At 71.8% G+C, this 15,811-nt stretch carries 17 protein-coding genes and 1 riboswitch; of the genes, 2 read left to right on the top strand and 15 right to left on the bottom strand.

What is annotated here, in order from left to right:
* Positions 1 to 67: 67 nt before the first annotated feature.
* The 11 genes from BM070_RS02875 to cobM are packed head-to-tail and all read right to left on the bottom strand — an operon-like array spanning position 68 to position 9,370.
* Positions 68 to 457, bottom strand: a complete 390-nt coding sequence (locus tag BM070_RS02875; RefSeq protein WP_092937412.1) for a (2Fe-2S) ferredoxin domain-containing protein — start codon at positions 455 to 457, stop codon at positions 68 to 70.
* A complete protein-coding gene (gene cobJ, locus BM070_RS02870) occupies positions 454 to 1,458 on the bottom strand; it encodes a precorrin-3B C(17)-methyltransferase (protein ID WP_092937410.1) in 1,005 nt (334 codons plus the stop codon). Before cobJ ends, BM070_RS02875 begins: the two co-directional genes overlap by 4 nt.
* A 31-nt stretch (positions 1,459 to 1,489) precedes the next feature.
* Positions 1,490 to 2,161, bottom strand: a complete 672-nt coding sequence (locus BM070_RS02865; protein WP_092937408.1) for an energy-coupling factor ABC transporter permease — start codon at positions 2,159 to 2,161, stop codon at positions 1,490 to 1,492.
* A gap of 53 nt (positions 2,162 to 2,214) precedes the next feature.
* Entirely contained in the window at positions 2,215 to 2,634 is a 420-nt protein-coding gene (locus BM070_RS02860) for a cobalamin biosynthesis protein (RefSeq protein ID WP_175518423.1), read from the bottom strand.
* A gap of 14 nt (positions 2,635 to 2,648) precedes the next feature.
* Complete coding sequence (locus tag BM070_RS02855) at positions 2,649 to 3,413, bottom strand: cobalamin biosynthesis central domain-containing protein (RefSeq protein ID WP_092937404.1); 765 nt, start codon at positions 3,411 to 3,413, stop codon at positions 2,649 to 2,651.
* Positions 3,414 to 3,448: 35 nt separating this feature from the next.
* Positions 3,449 to 4,330, bottom strand: coding sequence for a precorrin-2 C(20)-methyltransferase (gene cobI, locus BM070_RS02850; protein WP_092937402.1), 882 nt, complete (start codon positions 4,328 to 4,330; stop codon positions 3,449 to 3,451).
* Entirely contained in the window at positions 4,327 to 5,673 is a 1,347-nt protein-coding gene (gene cbiE, locus BM070_RS02845) for a precorrin-6y C5,15-methyltransferase (decarboxylating) subunit CbiE (protein WP_092937400.1), read from the bottom strand. The genes cobI and cbiE overlap by 4 nt, the downstream gene beginning before the upstream one ends.
* Before the next feature lie 2 nt (positions 5,674 to 5,675).
* Positions 5,676 to 6,815, bottom strand: coding sequence for a cobalt-precorrin-5B (C(1))-methyltransferase (locus BM070_RS02840; protein ID WP_092937398.1), 1,140 nt, complete (start codon positions 6,813 to 6,815; stop codon positions 5,676 to 5,678).
* Between the two features lie 7 nt (positions 6,816 to 6,822).
* Positions 6,823 to 7,527, bottom strand: coding sequence for a precorrin-8X methylmutase (locus tag BM070_RS02835; RefSeq protein WP_092937396.1), 705 nt, complete (start codon positions 7,525 to 7,527; stop codon positions 6,823 to 6,825).
* Positions 7,524 to 8,546 carry a sirohydrochlorin chelatase gene (locus BM070_RS02830; RefSeq protein ID WP_092937394.1) on the bottom strand — a complete coding sequence of 341 codons (1,023 nt, stop codon included), beginning with the start codon at positions 8,544 to 8,546 and terminating at the stop codon, positions 7,524 to 7,526. The genes BM070_RS02835 and BM070_RS02830 overlap by 4 nt, the downstream gene beginning before the upstream one ends.
* A complete protein-coding gene (cobM, locus tag BM070_RS02825) occupies positions 8,543 to 9,370 on the bottom strand; it encodes a precorrin-4 C(11)-methyltransferase (protein ID WP_092937392.1) in 828 nt (275 codons plus the stop codon). The genes BM070_RS02830 and cobM overlap by 4 nt, the downstream gene beginning before the upstream one ends.
* A 160-nt stretch (positions 9,371 to 9,530) precedes the next feature.
* Positions 9,531 to 9,789: riboswitch (cobalamin riboswitch) on the bottom strand.
* 227 nt (positions 9,790 to 10,016) lie between these two features.
* Between cobM and BM070_RS02820 the strand changes: the two genes are divergently transcribed.
* Together BM070_RS02820 and BM070_RS02815 are read left to right on the top strand one after the other, a co-directional pair.
* Complete coding sequence (locus tag BM070_RS02820; protein WP_245785089.1) at positions 10,017 to 12,182, top strand: carboxylesterase family protein; 2,166 nt, start codon at positions 10,017 to 10,019, stop codon at positions 12,180 to 12,182.
* Between the two features lie 367 nt (positions 12,183 to 12,549).
* Positions 12,550 to 12,984 (top strand): PaaI family thioesterase, encoded by a 435-nt coding sequence (locus BM070_RS02815; protein ID WP_092937390.1) that lies wholly within the window; start codon positions 12,550 to 12,552, stop codon positions 12,982 to 12,984.
* On the opposite strand, the gene BM070_RS02810 is transcribed toward BM070_RS02815, so the two are convergent.
* The 4 genes from BM070_RS02810 to BM070_RS02795 are packed head-to-tail and all read right to left on the bottom strand — an operon-like array spanning position 12,930 to position 15,809.
* The gene (locus tag BM070_RS02810; RefSeq protein WP_245785088.1) at positions 12,930 to 13,712 is read right to left on the bottom strand and encodes a class I SAM-dependent methyltransferase; all 783 of its coding nucleotides are present in this window, start codon (positions 13,710 to 13,712) and stop codon (positions 12,930 to 12,932) included. The genes BM070_RS02815 and BM070_RS02810 overlap by 55 nt on opposite strands.
* A 36-nt stretch (positions 13,713 to 13,748) precedes the next feature.
* A complete protein-coding gene (locus BM070_RS02805; RefSeq protein ID WP_092937388.1) occupies positions 13,749 to 14,735 on the bottom strand; it encodes a ParB/RepB/Spo0J family partition protein in 987 nt (328 codons plus the stop codon).
* 25 nt (positions 14,736 to 14,760) lie between these two features.
* A complete protein-coding gene (locus BM070_RS02800; RefSeq protein ID WP_139222759.1) occupies positions 14,761 to 15,273 on the bottom strand; it encodes a hypothetical protein in 513 nt (170 codons plus the stop codon).
* Positions 15,273 to 15,809 carry an RBBP9/YdeN family alpha/beta hydrolase gene (locus BM070_RS02795; RefSeq protein ID WP_092937384.1) on the bottom strand — a complete coding sequence of 179 codons (537 nt, stop codon included), beginning with the start codon at positions 15,807 to 15,809 and terminating at the stop codon, positions 15,273 to 15,275. The genes BM070_RS02800 and BM070_RS02795 overlap by 1 nt, the downstream gene beginning before the upstream one ends.
* Positions 15,810 to 15,811 lie beyond the last annotated feature (2 nt).

The raw sequence follows: 15,811 nt of genomic DNA, 5'->3' as shown, positions 1-15,811 counted from the left end.
AAATCCAGCGAAGCGGTGCTGACGAGGCGCCACATCAGACGCCACATCGAAGGCAGTACGGGCAGCCCTATGCGCCCGTCGGTCCCTGGTGGAACACCAAGTCCTCGACCGGCTGGCCGCCGACGAGGTGCTTTTCGATGATGCGGTCCATGTTCTCGGGCGTGACGTTGTAGTACCAGGTGCCGTCGGGCTGCACGCACATCACGGGGCCGCCCTTGCAGGCGGCGAAGCAGCTGACGCGGCTGCGCTTCACGCGCAGCTCGCCGTCGTTCAGGCCGGCGGCCTTGAACTTCTCGCCCAGGCTGTCGAACAGGGCCTGGGCCTGGCCGTCTTCCGCGCAGCGCGGGCCGGTGCAGATGAGGATGTGGCGGCGGTAGCTGCCGATCTTGGGTTTGACGACGACGCGCACGCCCTCGGGCGCTGCTGCGGCTGCGGTGTTGGGTTGGTCGGCGCTCATGCCTCTTCCTCGGTGGTGGTGGCGGGCTCGGCGGCGAGCGGCTGGGCCAGGGTGTCGCGGATGTAGTCGGCCGGCAGACGGTGGCGGCGGGCCAGTTCTTCGATGCTCTCGCCGGCGGCGTGGTCGAGCTGCAGGTTCTCCAGCCAGCCGTTGAGGCCGGTGGAGAGCGAGCGGCCGGGGCGTTCGCCCTCGCGCGTGGTGCCTCCGCCTTCCACGTCGTACTTGTTGGCGTAGCCGCGCGGCGTGACCATGAGGCCGTGGCGCACGATGGTGTTGCTGTTGCCGATGAGCACGGTGCTCAGCATGCCGATGTCGGCATCGCACATGGTGGCCAGGGTGGCGAACTCGATGCGTTCGCGGCGGCGGTAGGCGCTCTTGACGATGGCCACGGGCGTGTCGGGGCTGCGGTGGCGCAGGAAGAGGCGCTGGGCTTCCTCGATCTGGCGCGTGCGGCGGCCGCTCTTGGGGTTGTAGAGCGCGACGACGAAGTCGGCCATGGCGGCGGCATCGAGCCGGCGCGCGATGGTGGGCCAGGGCGTGAGCAGGTCCGAGAGGGAAATGGCGCAGAAGTCGTGCGTGAGCGGCGCGCCCACGCGGGCCGCGCAGCTGTTGAGCGCGGAGGCGCCGGGCACGATCTCGACCTCGATGCCGCCGGGCTCGACCACGCCGTTCTCGTCGAAGGCGGGCGGCGTCCAGCCGGCCTGGAACAGCACCTCGAAGGTGGGGCCGGCCATGCCATAGACGCCGGCATCGCCCGAGGAGATGAGCGCGACCTTCTTGCCCTCGCGGGCGCGGGCCAGCGATTCGATGGCGCGGTCGAGCTCCTCGGTCATGGACTTGCGGATGATCTCCTTGCCCTCGATGAGATCGGCCACCAGCTTGATGTAGGTGACGTAGCCGATGATGGTGTCGGCCTCGGCGATGGCGGCGCGGGCGCGCGCGGTCATGTGGTCGGTGCTGCCGGGGCCGATGCCCACGAGCATGATCTTTCCTGCGGACATGTGCGTGTGTTCTTTTCTGTGGGGTGCGGGGTCAGAGGGCGGCAGCGGCCGCAGCGGTGCGGGGCGCGGCGATGCGCTGCAGCGTGCCTTCGTCGATGCAGGCGGCCAGCCAGCGGCGGCCGCGCAGGCGCGTGGCGCCGAGGGTGATGGCGATGGTCAGCAGCGGCTCCACGGCCACGAGGCTGAGGTAGGACGCGGCGAACAGCGCCCAGTCGGCCACGGGGGCCGGGTCGCTGCTGATGGAGAGCCAGAAGCCGACCATGAGGGTGACGCCGGCGTAGTACAGGGCGTCGAGCTTGAGCACGTTGGCGATGCTGATGCGTTCCAGGCGCTTGCCCAGGCCGTGGTGCACGGCCACCAGCGGCACGGCCAGGCTCAGGAAGTTGACGGCCAGGTGCGCCAGATCCTGCGGCTCGAAGACCAGGGCCTGGGCCAGCAGCCCCAGGCCGAAGCCGAACAGCGTGGGAATGAAGCCGAACAGCAGGTAGATGGGCATGGCGCCGACGAAGTGCAGCTCGGACGGGCCGATGGGCATGTGCCAGACCTGCATCAGCGCGCTGAAGAAGAACGCGGCCAGCAGCGTGCGCAGCCAGGCCGTGGGGCTCTTGAGCAGGGGCCGCGTGTGCGCGGCCAGCAGCGCGGTGGCGGCGACGGAGGCATAGGCGATCTTGTCCTGGGAGAGGATGCCGATTTCGATATGCATGGTGGACCTTTCAGGGGTTGGGGTGAGTCAATGGCTGGAGTGCCGGGGAGGCCTCAGCCGCCGGAATCGGAGGTGCCCTGCGGGATGCGGGCGATGGACACGGTGGCGTTGCGCCCGTCGGGCCCGCGCAGGCGGTGCTTTTCGACCAGCAGGGCCGACGCATCGGCCGCGCCCGCGGCCAGCAGCGCGGCGGCTTCGCTGACCGACGGCGTGCCCATGTAGCGCAGCACGGTCTCGGACGGGTTGGGCACGGGCACGGCGGCCAGCTGCGCGGCGGCGTACCAGCGCAGCGGCCAGCCGTGGCGCGCGGCCAGCGAGAGGAAGGCAGCTTCGTCCTGCTTGGCCTCGATGCTCGCGGCCACGGCCACCTGGGCGATCTGCGCGCCGGCCTGGGCCAGCGCCGCGTGCAGGCAGGCTTCGACCGTGGCCTCGGGCGTGCCGCGGTCGCAGCCCAGGCCGATCGCCAGGCGCATGGCGTGTCCGGTGCTCACGCGGCGGCGTCCACGGGCGGGCGATAGACCACCAGGCGCTCGTGCCAGGCGGCCCAGCGTTCGGGCGCGACCTCGTCGTGGGTGATCCACAGCACGGCCTGGAAGCGGCCGGGCTCCACGCCGCTCCAGTCGGCGAGGCAGGTGATGTTGGCGGGCAGCGGCGTGGGGCGGTTCCACCAGTGCGGGCTGCCGGCCTCCTGCACGACGGCGATGGGCTCGCCGTTGACCACGTGGGCCGAGACGCGGGTGATGTTGATCTTGGGCGCCTCCACGCGCCAGCCCAGGTGGCGGCCTAGTATGTCCACAGGGATGGTCTTGCCCACGTCGGACGCGGTGGTGAGCACGGGCGTGGCGCCGATCAGCGCGGCGATGCGCTCGCTCCATTCGTTGGCGCCGCCCACGTGGCCCGAGAGCACGGGGATGACGAACTGGCCGGCATCGTCCACCACCGTGACGCCCGGGTCTTCGTCCTTGGATTTCAGCACCGGCGCGATCAGGCGCACCACGGCGCCCAGCGAGACGAAGAAGACCAGCTGGTCGTACTGCGCGAAGAGCGGCGCGATCTCGTCGCGCAGCGCGCCTTCGTAGGCGCGCACGGTGTTGGGCAGGCCCTCGAAGGCAGAAGCGAACTTGGCGGCGGTGCAGACGTGCGCCTGGGGCACGTCGCGCGCCAGCTGCGCGGCCTGGGCGGCGCCGTGGCGGGTGATGGCGACGAGGCACACGCGCACCTCGCTGGCGGGCTGTGCGGGGGCGGAGAGCATCACGTCGGGCGCGGCAGGAGTGGTGGTCGGGGTCGTCATTCGGCAAGCTCCGGTTCGTCGTCGGACAGGGGTTGGCCCGCGGCGGCGGAGGCTGCGGCGGGCGAGGATTTCTTCAGGCAGCCCTTGATGCGCTCGCCGCGGATGCGGTGCGGGTTCTTCACCACCATGAGCGAGAGGTAGCTGACCTTGGTGCCGCGCAGCGCGGGCAGGTCAGGGCCTGCCACGCAGCGCTCGTCGGGTGCGCCCACGCGCTCGATGAACTGGGTGTGGGGCAGCAATGCGCGCTGCTCCAGCCAGTCGATCAGGTCGTCCATGAGCGGCTTGACCTTCATCAGCACCAGGGTGTCGAAGTCGGGCAGCAGGCGGTCCACCGCGCTCACGCCGTAGGCGGCGGGCACGATGGCGATGGTGTCGTCCTGCTCGGCCAGCGGCATGCCGCGCGTGGCGCAGGCGGCGGTGAAGGCGTTCACGCCGGCGATCACGGGCGCTTCGATGCGCGCATCCAGCGCCCGCACGGTGCGCGCCAGGTGGCCGAAGGTGGCGTAGGTGCTGGCGTCGCCTTCGACAAGGAAGAGCACGTCCTGCCCGGCCTGCAGCCAGGGCAGCACGGTGTCGGCGGCGCGCATCCAGGCCCGGGCGAGTTTGTCGCCGTCGTGCGTCATGGGAAAGAGCAGCGTCTGGTGCGTCGCGGGCGGCGTCAATCCTGCGCGCTGCACGATGTCGAAGGCGTAGCTGGGCGTCTTGGTGCTGCGGGCCGGGTAGGTCCATACGGCATCGCTGCGCTGCAGCTGCGCCCAGGCGGCGCGAGTGATGAGGCCGGGGTCGCCCGGGCCGAGGGAGACACCGATCAGGCGGCCCAGGGGCTGCTCGTGCGGGGCCTGCTCCTGTGCTGGGGATGTTGTGGTCATCTCGGTCATGCGCCCTCCTCCACGGCGGCGGCCGGTGCCGTGGCGCTGGCACTGCCCGCCTGCGCGCAGACGATCCACACCGGGTTCTCGGCCGCCATGCGGTGCATGTGCAGGATGGGCTTGCTGCGCGCGGCCTGCAGCTGCAGCACGTCCCACGCGGCGCCGCCGGCCTGCAGCGCCTGCGTGGCGGCGGCGAGGTTTTCCAGCGTGACGAAGTTCATCACCAGCCAGCCGCCGGGGCGCAGGCGCTTGAGGCACAGCGCGATCAGCTCGGCCAGCTCGCCGCCCGAGCCGCCGATGAAGACGGCGTCCGGGTCGGGCCAGGCATCCAGCCCCTCGGGCGCCTTGCCGTGCACCAGCGTGTGGTTGGAGACGCCGAAGTCGCGCACGTTGCGGCGCGCGATCTCCACGTCGCCCTCGTTCTTTTCCATGGCCCAGACATGGCCCTGCGGGCACAGGCGCGCGGCCTCCAGCCCCACGGAGCCGCTGCCCGCGCCGATGTCCCACACGCGGCTGGTGGCGCGCAGCTGCATGCGGGCCAGCGAGACGGCGCGCACTTCCTGCTTGGTGATGAGGCCTTTGTCGGGCTGGCGCTGGTGGTAGGCCGCATCGGGCAGGCCGAAGCGCACGGCGTCGGGCCGCTGGCGCGTGCGTACCAGCAGCACCACGTTGGGGTCGGCGAAGTCCTGCGCGGCGGCCTGGGCGGGCGCCATGTCGGCCCACACGCGCTCGTCGGGCGTGCACAGGCGCTCGGCCACGCTGATCTGGAAGTCCTCGCCCAGGCCCTCGGCCACCAGCAGGCGGGCGATGCGCGCGGGCGTGTTGTCGGGGCTGGTGAGCACGGCCAGACGGTCGTGCTGGCGCACGGCCTGGGCCAGCGCGTAGAGGCCGTGCGCGGGCGCGGCGCCCACGGCCCATTCGCCGGCATCCTTGGCGTGGACGGAGACGATGCGCGCGTCCTGCCAGGCCAGGCCCAGGCGGGCGCAGGCCAGCTGCAGGGTGGAGACGTTGGGCATCACCTCCAGCGCCTGGATGCAGAGGCGCGATGCCAGGTAGCTCGCGATGCCGTGGCAGAGCGGATCGCCCGTGGCCAGCACCACGCAGGCCTGCTCGGCGGCGCGGGCCTCGGCGATCCAGCCGGGCACGGACGAGAGGCAGCCGGTCAGGTCGCGCCGCACGGCCTGCGGGGCGATGTCGTCCTCCAGCAGCGCCAGGGTGCGCGTGCCGCCGATCACCAGGTCGGCGCGGCGCAGCAGCGCGAGCGCGGTGGCGCTGAGGCTGGCGGCGCCGTCGTCCAGCACGCCGATCACGCGGCAGGGCTGGGGGTCTTTTTCGAGCAGGTTCGTAGTCATGGTCAGGCGTTGGCGGCCGGCCCGGAGGCGGCCTCGGTGATCTTGCTGCCGTCGAAATCGCAGACCAGCACGGTGAGATGGAAGCGGTCGCCGTAGCGTTCGGGCGCCGTCAGCGTCTGCACGACGGCCTGGGCGAGCGCGTGGTGGAAGGGCTCGCCCAGGCCCAGGGCCTGCATGCGTTCGGCGCCGAAGCGTGCGGTCTCGGCGGCGGCGATCTCGGCGCAGACCTCGGGCGGCGCGCCCACGCGGGCGGCGAGTTCGGCCAGCAGCTGGGTATCGACCTCGGCGCGGTTGGCGTGGGTGATGGTCTCGCCCTGGGCGATCTTCGTGAGCTTGCCCACCATGCCGCCGATGACCACTTCGCGCAGGCCCTGCGCCACGGCTTCGTCGAGCGCATAGCGCAGGAAGTCGCCCATCTGCACGAAGCAGGCGGCGGGCAGTTCGGGCCGCTCCTTCATGGCGAACTGTTCGGTGCGACCGCCGGTGGTGAGCACCACCACGCCGTGGCCCAGCGTGGCGGCCACCTGCACGCCTTGCACCACGCTCGCGCGGTAGGCGGAGGTGGAATAGGGCTTGACGATGCCGGTGGTGCCGAGGATGGAGATGCCGCCCAAGATCCCTAAGCGCGCGTTCAGCGTCTTCTTGGCCATCTCCACGCCCTGGGGCACGGAGATGGTCACTTCCAGCCCCGCATGCTCCAGCAGCGGGCCGCCCACGGCGCGCACGTTGTCTTCGATGTTGCGGCGGGGCACGGGATTGATGGCCGGGCCGCCCACTTCCAGGCCCAGGCCGGCCATGGTGACGGTGCCCACGCCGAAGCCGCCGCACAGAACGACCTCGCCCGCGCGGCCGGGCAGCACGCGCACGTCGGCGGTGAGGTGGGCCTTGTCGGTGCAGTCGGGGTCGTCGCCCGCGTCCTTGATGACCATGGCGTGCGCGGCCTGGCCGCCTTCGCCGGTGCCATCGCAGCGGCCGTCGTTCACGGCGAAGCGCACCACGTCGCCGTTGGGCAGCAGGCATTCCACCGCCTCGGGCACGGCGCCTTCGACCAGGCCCAGCACGGCGGCGCGCGCGGCGGCGGCGGAGCAGGCCCCGGTGGTGAAGCCGGTGCGCGTGCCGCGGCGGACGGTTTTCTCCATCATGGCGGTGTCAGCCTCCGGCAGCGCCTGGTTGTTGCTGCTGCTGTTGCTTCTGCCGAGCCTCGGCCAGCGCCAGCAGCGCGTGCAGCGCGGCCACCACCAGGGTGGAGCCGCCCTTGCGGCCGCGGATGACGATCCAGGGCACCTCGGCCACATCGGCCATCAGGTCCTTGGATTCGGCGGCGGACACGAAGCCCACCGGCATGCCGACCACGAGGGCCGGGCGCACGCCCTCTTCGCGGATCAGGCGCACGAGTTCGATGAGCGCCGTGGGCGCGTTGCCGATACCGACCACGGCGCCCTGCAGCAGCCCCAGCCGGTGCGCCTTGCGCATGGCCTGCACGGCGCGGGTGGTGTCCTCGGCCTGGGCCTGGGCGATCACGTCGGCGTCGCTGATGAACTGGTGCGCGCGCATGCCGAAGTGCGCCAGGCGCGGCTGCGAGAGGCCCGAGCAGATCATCTCCACGTCGGCCACCACGGGCGCGCCGCCGCGCAGCAGGGCGGCGATGCCGGCTTCCACCGCTTCAGGGTGGAAGTCGGTCAGGCCGTTGAATTCGAAGTCGGCGTTGGCGTGGATCATGCGGCGCACGATGGGCCACTGCTGCGCCGTGTAGGGGTGCGGGCCGGCCTCGGCGTCGATGATGGCGAAGCTGTCGTGCTCGATGGCCTGGCCGGCGCGCGTGAGCTGTTCGGTGACGGTGTTGACGGTGCTCATGCCGCGGCTCCGGCCGGCTGGGGCACCGCGTGGTCGTGGTGGTGGCCGTTATCGTGGCCGTGCGCGTGCCCATGGGCATGGCCGTGGTCGCCGTGTGCGTGATCGTGTCCATGCGCGTGGTCGTGGCCATGGCTGTGGCCCGGCTCGGCGCCTGCTGCGGCTGCGGCGGGCGCATGGGCGTGCGTGTGTTCGTGGCTGTGGCCGTGGCCCAGGTCGTGGGCGATCTCGCGGTACTTGCAGCCGTCGCAGGGCAGGCGGCTGTCGGGCAGGCCGGCCTGCAGGTCGGCCACGCGCTGCTCCAGCAGCGTGAAGATCTCGGGCTCCATGCCGAAGTGGGCGGACTGCGCGAAGCGCAGCTGCGGGTACTGCACGCGCAGGTGCTCCACCTGCCGGGCGATGCGCTGCATCAGCGTGCCGGTGTAGAGGTAGTAGGGCAGCACCACGATCTGCTTCATGCCCAGCAGCGCCTGGCGCTGCACCACGCGCTCCAGGCGCGGCCAGGTGATGCCGGTGAAGGCGATCTCGACCAGTTCGTGGTGGCTGTCTTCCTGCAGCCAGCGCGCCATCTTGGCGACGTCGCCGTTGGCCTGGCGGTCGGACGAGCCCCGGCCCAGCAGCACCACGCCGGTGGTGGTGGGGTCGGGCATGTCCAGCTTCTGCATGCAGCGGCGCAGCTGGCGCTGCATGATGGTGAGGATGGGCTCGCAGGCCGTGAGGTGCGGGCCGTAGAGGAATTCGACGCCCGGGCAGTGCTCGCGCGCATGCTCGATGGCTTCGGGGATTTCCATCTTCACGTGGCCGGCCGCGTTCAGGATGAGCGGCAGCACCAGCACACGGGTGCTGCCCTTGGCGGCCATCAGCAGGCCGTCGTGCAAACCGGGCGGCGCGAATTCGATGAAGCAGACCTCGATGCGCCAGCCGGGCTGGCGCTCGCGCCACTGGCGCACGAAGGCGTGGATCTCGTCGTTGCCTTCGGGCTCGCGCGAGCCGTGGCCGATCAGGAGGATGGTGGTGGTCATGGTGCGGTCGGTTCGTGGGGTTCTTGGGGGGCGGCGGCCGGCTGGCTGGCGCGGCGGAAACGGTGGGTGAAGCTCGCGTCGTAGAGCTTGGACTTGGCCAGCTCCTGCCACTGGCGCGAGCCCAGCGTGGGGCTGGCGATCACCATGGCCTGGCTGACGATGCCGGCGGCGCGGCAGCGCTCGCGGATGTCGGCCAGCGTGCCGCGCACGATGACCTCCTCGCCCGGCCAGCTGGCCTTGTGGACGACCAGCATGGGCGCGTCGTCCGCCCAGCCCGCTTCGCGCAGGCCGGCCTGCACCTTGTGCAGCAGCGTGATCGACAGAAAGATGCAGAGCGTGCAGTGGTGGCGGCCCAGCTCGGCCAGCGATTCGCCGGGCGGCATGGGTGTGCGGCCTTCCACGCGGGTGAAGATCACGCTCTGGGTGACCTCGGGCAGCGTGAAGCTTTCCACCGCCGCGGCGGCCGAGGCCATGGCCGAGGACACGCCCGGCACCACGCGCACCGGCACGCCGGCCGCATCGAGCGGCTGCACGACCTCGATCAGCGCGCCGTAGAGCGCCGGGTCGCCGGTCTGCAGGCGGATCACGGTCTCGTGCTTCTGGGCATGCAGGATGAGCCAGGCGGCCATCTGCTCGAGCGTCATGTCCTTGCTGTCGGCGATGGTGCAGCCGGGTGGCGCCCAGCGGGTGGCGGCCTCGTTGACCAGCGAGCCGGCGAACAGGATGGCGCCGGCGCGCTCGATCAGCGCGCGGCCCTTGACGGTGATGAGCTCGGGATCGCCCGGCCCGGCGCCGACGAACCAGACGGTGCCTGGCGCTCTCATGGCTGGCGTCGCGCGGGCGAACGCGCGCTTGCGAAGGAAACTGGCATGGGACAACGACGATGGATGGCGGCAGGCTGCACCGCACGGGCCCGGACCCCTGCCTCCCCGCAGGTTCCGTGAAATGGTGTGCGGCGCTGTGCAAACGCCTTGCGCCTTGCGGCGCCGCACCCCCCTGTCGGCCGGTATCCGGGCTGGCGACGCTGGCGTGGGCCCTTCCCGGAAGCGCTGGCGGCTTCCAGTGGGCGTGATGTTCCACGCAGTCAAGGCGGCGCTCGTCGCCGTCCTTCGTCGCTTACCGTTGCGGGGGCAGCCCAGGTTGGGGAGCCGGCCTGGGCGGGCGGCTTCCTTCCTGGTTCCCGTTTAACTGCGCTGCCGCCAAAGAGGGCGGCCACGCGAGCACCAACGGGCGCGAGTATAAGGCGCCCGCCTGCCCTGCACACCGTTGCTTTGCCCCGCCGCCCCGGTGCCGCCTGGGTCGGATGCTATTGATTTATGAGCGTCAAAGCCATGCATGCCGGGCGGTCGCGCCCGGGCCCGAGGCGCGCGCGGTGCCCTGGCGCACCCCATATGGCGTGAGGGTTGCCCCCCGGGCCGGGCCGCGAAGCGCCACAATCGCGACACCCTTCCCTGCCCAGCGAAATCTTCCATGCGACGCCCCTCTTCCGCCCGCCGAGTCTTGCCGGCCTGTTCGATTCCTGCGGCCCTGCTGCTGCTCTGGGGCCTGAGCGGGCCCGCGGTGGCGGCCAACCCCGCTGCGGCGGCGCCCGACGGCTGCGCGGACGGCACCACGGTGACGATCGGCGCCAGCGCGGCCCAGGCCGCCGCTGCTGCCGCCTCTGCCGCTACGGCGGCGGCGTCCACGCCCACGCCGGCCGCTTCGGCCCCCCAGCCGGCCGCATCCGCGCCGGCAGCCGGAGCCAGCGATGCCGCTGCGCCTGCCGCCGCTCCTGCCCCGGCGCCGCTGCCCACGCTCTGCGGGCTGCGCGGCGCCATCACGCCGGCCGGCGCTACGGCGCCCGTGCCGGTCAACCGCTATATGGGCATCGAATACGCCAAGGCCGATCGCTTCAAGCCGCCGGTCATGCTGGCGCCCGGGGGCAACCTGGTGGCGCAGACGGTGCCCGGCCCCTTCTGCCCACAGTCGCCGCGCCCGCAGATCCCGGTGAGCGCGCAGGACGAGCGCTGCCTCTACCTGAACGTCTTCACGCCCCAGGCCGCCGTGGGCGCGGCGCAGCCCGCCCCGGGCCGGCTGCCGGTGCTGTTCTACATCCATGGCGGCGGCTTCACGCAGGGCAGCGGCTACCTGCCGCTCTACGACAGCCGCCGCAAGATCCTGACGGGCAACCTGTATGACGGCTCCTACCTGGCCGCGGCCGGCAACATGGTGGTGGTCACCATCAACTACCGCCTGGGCGCGCTGGGCTTTCTCGCCATCGACGACCCGGTGGAGAACGCCGCGCTGGGCGGGCCGCTGCGCGGCAACTTCGGCATCCAGGACCAGCAGATGGCGCTGCAGTGGGTGCAGAAGTACATCGCCGATTTCGGCGGCGACCCGGCCCGGGTGACCATCGCCGGCGCCAGCGCAGGCGCCATGGCGACCGGCCTGCACCTTTTCGCCGCGCCGGGCAGCGCGGGCAGCTTCCAGGCGGCCATCATGCAGAGCAACCCGGTGGCGTCGCTCTACCGCACCACGGCGCAGGCGCAGAAGCTGGGCGACGTGTTCCTCGACGCGCTGTGCAGCCGGGTCACGGCCTGCGTGCGCGGGCGGCCGGTGCTGCAGCGCGCCACCACGGCGCAGATCGTCACCGCGCAGTCGGCGGGCGTCTTCGGCCAGCAGGTATCGCCGCGCACCGCCGCCGCGCGCGAGGCCACGGCCCAGCCCCTGGCGCGCCTGCTGGGCGAGGCCTCGCTGCAGATCCACGACGGCCTGCCCTGGTCGCCCAACGTGGACGGCCGCGTCGTCGTGAGCCAGCCGCTGGCCGGCTTCGCCAGCGCGGCCGGCGTGCCGCCCAAGCCCTTCGTCTTCGGCATGAACCGCGACGAGGGCGCGGTGTTCGCCCACATGGCCTATCTGCGGCTGGGCTCGGGGCTGGACCCGCTGAGCTTCAACCGCATCCTGATCTCGCAGGTCTGGCCCAAGGACGGCCAGACCATCCTCAACTACGACAAGGCCACCCAGGGCCGGCCGATGTACCCCTACCGCGCCCCCGGCGCGCCCGCCCCCGGCTTCATGAACGGCACGGCGGTGACGCTGGCCAGCCTGATCGACGACTTCGCGTTCCGCTGCGGCAACCTGGCGCTGGCCGGCCGCGCGGTGAAGCAGGCCCAGGCGGCCTCCGCCGCCGCGCCGGTGTTCGGCTACCTCTTCTCGCAGCCGCCCCTGCTCAACCAGTACTACGCGGGCCGGCCCGAGGCCGAGGTGGAGGCCTGCGCGCCCGGCAGCGGCAACGCTTGCCACGGCGCAGAGGTGCCCTATGTCTTCCACACCCTGGATGCCGCCTATGCGGCCTACGTCCACGGCACCCAGCCGCCGCCGCCCGACAGCCAGGCGCTGACCAACACCATGAGCGCTGCCTGGGCCAGCTTCGTGAACAATCCGGCCCAGCCCGCGCCGTGGACGCCCTCGCCCGGCCGCGGCAGCGAGATCACCACCCTGCCCGGCGCCTGGACGCCCTACACCGGCCTCGCCTCGTCGCTGGCGCAGTGGAGCACTGCCCCGGGCAGCCCGGCACGCATCAGCGCCTCGGCCATCGATTCGGCGTCGAACTGCTCGGCGCTGTGGGACAAGGTTGCGCCGATATCGGGGATCTGAGAACGTGTTTACGATCTCCCAGGGGTCGCGCAGCTACGTCGGCGGGATGGGATGCAAGGCGCGGTGCGCAGTGGATAGCACGGCTATCCACAAGCGCCGCAACGCCGCAGACCGCCCGCCGACGTAGCTGCCCTTCGGGTTGGAGCGAAATCGGGCGATTGAACGCCCCGGCTGCTTGCATGGGCACGAGTCCATGCGGCGCATCCGAGGCATCCACTCATCCCGATTGCGTTCCAACGCGATCCCCTGCGAGATCGTAAACACGTTCTGAGCGCAGGCTGCGGCGCGGCGTCATTCCTGGAGTGACGCCGTCACTTTCGCCAGGCGATAGATGAATAGATTGCTTGATCGATCGAGGAGGCAGGCCATGGACGACGTCCAGACATTCGCGCAACAGATCTTTGCCAGCCAGCCCTTCAGCCGGTTCATCGGGGCCGAGCTGACGGCGGCGGGCCCGGGCAGCGCTGAGCTGGCGCTCACCATCGAGCCCCATCACCAGCAGCAGCACGGCTTCGTTCACGGCGGGGTGCTCAGCTACCTGGCCGACAACGCCATCACCTTCGCTGGCGGCCTGGCGCTGGGCGGCAATGCGCTGACGGCGGAGTTCAAGATCAACTACCTGCGCCCCGGCGTCGGCACCCGGCTCATCGCCCGGGCGCAGGCACGCAGCGCGGGCAAGCGCATGGCGGTCTGCCAATGCGAGATCTACGCCGTGGAGGGCGAATCCTCCAAGCTGTGCGCGCTGGCTCAGGGCACCGTGGTGCCGGCCGGGGACTCGCCCCCGCCTTCGCCCAGCCGATAGACCCACACCGCATGCCCGCCCGGCGGCTGCAGCCGGGCGAAGGGCGTGGCGCCGGGCACCTCGAAGGCCAGGCTGACCAGCCAGCTGCCGGGCGCCATCTCGGCCTGGGCCTTGGCGGCGGCGCGGGCCATGCTCTCGGGCCGCTGGAAGAGATAGACCAGCTGGTAGCCGCCCCAGCAGGCGGCCCAGATGTCGCCGCGCCGCACGCGGGCCCAGGGGCAGCGCAAGGCGCATAGCGCGCGCAGCGGCCAGCTCCATTCCAGGCCGTGCAGCCGGGCCTGCGGATAGGCGCGCCGCAGCGCGATGAGGCCGTCGCCCAGGCCGCAGCCCGCATCCAGCACGGCGGCGCCTGCGGGCAGCGGGGCTTGCTGCGCGAGCCCCCCTAAGGCCGCATGCGGAGTGGGAAAGAGCGGCGCGTCGCGCCAGGCATTGAGCGGATAGACCAGCAGCAGCAGCGCCAGCGGCACCAGCCAGGCCCAGGCGGGCACGCCCGCTGCCGCGCCGGTGAGCGCCAGCGAAAGCGGAAAGCCTGCCGCGATCAGCGCGCGCCGCCACCAGCCCTGCCCCAGCAGGCTGGCCGCCGTGCCCAGGGCGCATGCCAGGGCCAGCGCGGCGGCGGTCGGCAGCCAGCGCTGCAGGCCCGCGAAGGCCAGCCAGGCGCCGCTCCAGGCCAGCAAGGCTGGCAGGGGCCAGGGTAGCCAGCGCAGGCGTGCTCCAGGGGCTGCCAAGGGCTTGTGCGCCTTATCGGGAGGGGCTGGCGACGGTCAGGCGGCGGCTTCGGGGCCGCGCAGGCGCTCGATCAGGCCGTTGAGCGCGTCCAGCGAGCCGAACTGGATCGCCAGCTCGCCCATCTCCTCGGTCTGGCCGCCGCGCTTGACGCGCTTCTTGATGCGGATATCGACGGCGGCCATGAGCAGGTCGGCCAGCTCTTCTTCCACGCGCTGGAGGTCGCGCGACTTGCCGGCTTCCTTTTTGCCGGCCTGGGAGGGCGTGAGGCTGAATTCGGCGCCCAGCTTCTTCACCAGCGCCTCGGACTCGCGCACCGACAGCTTGCGCGCCGCGATCTGGTTGCCGGCCGTGATCTGCGCGGCCCGGTCCAGCGACAGCAGCGCGCGGGCATGGCCCATGTCGATGTCGCCGGCCATCAGCATGGTCTGCACCGGCTCGGCCAGGTTCAAGAGGCGCAGCAGGTTGCTGGCGGCGCTGCGCGAGCGGCCCACGGCCTGCGCGGCCTGCTCGTGCGTGAGGCCGAATTCACGCACCAGGCGCGCCAGGCCCTGGGCCTCTTCCAGCGGGTTCAGGTCTTCGCGCTGGATGTTCTCGATGAGCGCCATGGCGGCGGCGGCCTCGTCGGGCACCTCGCGCACCAGCACCGGCACTTCGGCCAGGCCCGCCAGGCGCGAGGCGCGGAAACGCCGCTCGCCCGCGATGATTTCGTACTTGCCGGCGTTCTCGCCCGACGCCAGCCGCCGCACCAGGATGGGCTGCATGATGCCCTGCGCCTTGATGCTCTCGGCCAGCTCGTAGAGCGCGCCTTCGTCCATGCGCGTGCGCGGCTGGTAGATGCCGGGCACGAGTTCGGTCAGCGCCAGCGTGCTGGGCAGGCCGGTGTTGGCGGCGGGTGCTTCGGGCGCGGCGGGGGTGGCAGCGGCAGCCGCAGCCGCCTTGCCGACCTGCAGGGGGTCTGCGACCTTGGGGCCGAGCAGCGCTTCGAGCCCGCGGCCGAGGCCCTTGGGTTTCTTGGTGGCCATATGGTGTCTTTCCTCGTACTAATTCTCAAGAGCGGGGACTGGATGAGTCCGCTGTGGGTTGGCCTTGCGCGCCGAGCCAGCGTTGGAGCAACCAATGGCGCTGCAACCAGTACAGCGCAGCGACTGCGGCCAGCACCCAGCCCCAGTTCCATGGCGCGAACCCAGGCTGGTCGTGGCGTACAGGAAGGCCGGTGGCTTCGACTAAAAAAGCCACCTCCAGCACTGCCGCCAATGCCGCCACGCAGCCGATCCAGGCCGGTGGCCGCGCTAGCGCCTGCCGTGCCTGCGTGCTTCGCCGCGCAGCGAACCGTAGGAAAACGCCCAGGGCCAGCGTGATCAGGATGGCTGTTGCTGCCAGCTTGCCCGTGGCCGCCGTGACCACTGCGCCGCTGAGGCTGGCGATCCCTAGGCCGAGTTCCACCGCCACCCGCAGGCCGGCCGCCATGCTGGCCTTGACCCGTGCGCGCCACGGAGGCCGCAGCACGGGTGCCGGCGTTTGTAGGGAGGGCGCCGAAAGGTCGGCGCGCTTGCGTTGCATCACGGTTGGAGCGCCTGCAGCAGCGCCTGCCCCTCAGGCCAGTCCCCCAGCCCGGATTCGGCGTTGAGGTGGCCGCGCTCGCCCGCGTCGTGCAGCTGCGCGCCCCAGGCGGCGGCCAGCGCGGTGGCGCGGTCCCAATGGCAATAGGGGTCGTTGCGGCTGGCGACCAGGGTGGCCGGGAATGGCAGGGGCTGGCGGGCGATGGGGCTCCAGCCGGGCAGCAGGGGCGCGACTTCGGGCGATTCCACGTCGCCGGGCGCGACCAGCAGCGCTCCCCGCACCTTGTGGGTGTTGCGCGAATGGGCGGCCCACCAGGCGGTGAGGATGCAGCCCAGGCTGTGGGCGACCAGCACGACGGGGCCGTCGGCATCGACCACGGTCTCTTCCAGCCGCGCGGACCAGTCGCCCCGCAGCGGGCGCTGCCAGTCGTGCTGCTCCACGCGATGCCAGCCGTGCAGCTGCTCCCAGCGGGTCTGCCAGTGGCCTTCGCCCGAGTTCTGCCAGCCGGGCAGGATCAGCACGTTGGAGGCTTGCATGG

Origin of the sequence: Paracidovorax wautersii, assembly GCF_900113035.1 — a bacterium.
Classification (GTDB): Bacteria; Pseudomonadota; Gammaproteobacteria; order Burkholderiales; family Burkholderiaceae_C; genus Paracidovorax; species Paracidovorax wautersii.
This window is presented reverse-complemented; position numbering and strand designations above follow the sequence as displayed.

What these genes read in the sequence shown, in the direction of transcription:
- cbiE (WP_092937400.1), bottom strand. Translation starts at nt 5,673, where the DNA reads ATGACTACGAACCTGCTCGAAAAAGACCCCCAGCCCTGCCGCGTGATC.
- BM070_RS02830 (WP_092937394.1), bottom strand. Translation starts at nt 8,546, where the DNA reads ATGACCACCACCATCCTCCTGATCGGCCACGGCTCGCGCGAGCCCGAA.
- BM070_RS02840 (WP_092937398.1), bottom strand. Translation starts at nt 6,815, where the DNA reads ATGATGGAGAAAACCGTCCGCCGCGGCACGCGCACCGGCTTCACCACC.
- BM070_RS02835 (WP_092937396.1), bottom strand. Translation starts at nt 7,527, where the DNA reads ATGAGCACCGTCAACACCGTCACCGAACAGCTCACGCGCGCCGGCCAG.
- cobI (WP_092937402.1), bottom strand. Translation starts at nt 4,330, where the DNA reads ATGACCGAGATGACCACAACATCCCCAGCACAGGAGCAGGCCCCGCAC.
- BM070_RS02865 (WP_092937408.1), bottom strand. Translation starts at nt 2,161, where the DNA reads ATGCATATCGAAATCGGCATCCTCTCCCAGGACAAGATCGCCTATGCC.
- BM070_RS02820 (WP_245785089.1), top strand. Translation starts at nt 10,017, where the DNA reads ATGCGACGCCCCTCTTCCGCCCGCCGAGTCTTGCCGGCCTGTTCGATT.
- BM070_RS02800 (WP_139222759.1), bottom strand. Translation starts at nt 15,273, where the DNA reads ATGCAACGCAAGCGCGCCGACCTTTCGGCGCCCTCCCTACAAACGCCG.
- BM070_RS02805 (WP_092937388.1), bottom strand. Translation starts at nt 14,735, where the DNA reads ATGGCCACCAAGAAACCCAAGGGCCTCGGCCGCGGGCTCGAAGCGCTG.
- BM070_RS02855 (WP_092937404.1), bottom strand. Translation starts at nt 3,413, where the DNA reads ATGCTCTCCGCCCCCGCACAGCCCGCCAGCGAGGTGCGCGTGTGCCTC.
- BM070_RS02815 (WP_092937390.1), top strand. Translation starts at nt 12,550, where the DNA reads ATGGACGACGTCCAGACATTCGCGCAACAGATCTTTGCCAGCCAGCCC.
- BM070_RS02860 (WP_175518423.1), bottom strand. Translation starts at nt 2,634, where the DNA reads ATGCGCCTGGCGATCGGCCTGGGCTGCGACCGCGGCACGCCCGAGGCC.
- cobJ (WP_092937410.1), bottom strand. Translation starts at nt 1,458, where the DNA reads ATGTCCGCAGGAAAGATCATGCTCGTGGGCATCGGCCCCGGCAGCACC.
- BM070_RS02795 (WP_092937384.1), bottom strand. Translation starts at nt 15,809, where the DNA reads ATGCAAGCCTCCAACGTGCTGATCCTGCCCGGCTGGCAGAACTCGGGC.
- BM070_RS02875 (WP_092937412.1), bottom strand. Translation starts at nt 457, where the DNA reads ATGAGCGCCGACCAACCCAACACCGCAGCCGCAGCAGCGCCCGAGGGC.
- cobM (WP_092937392.1), bottom strand. Translation starts at nt 9,370, where the DNA reads ATGAGAGCGCCAGGCACCGTCTGGTTCGTCGGCGCCGGGCCGGGCGAT.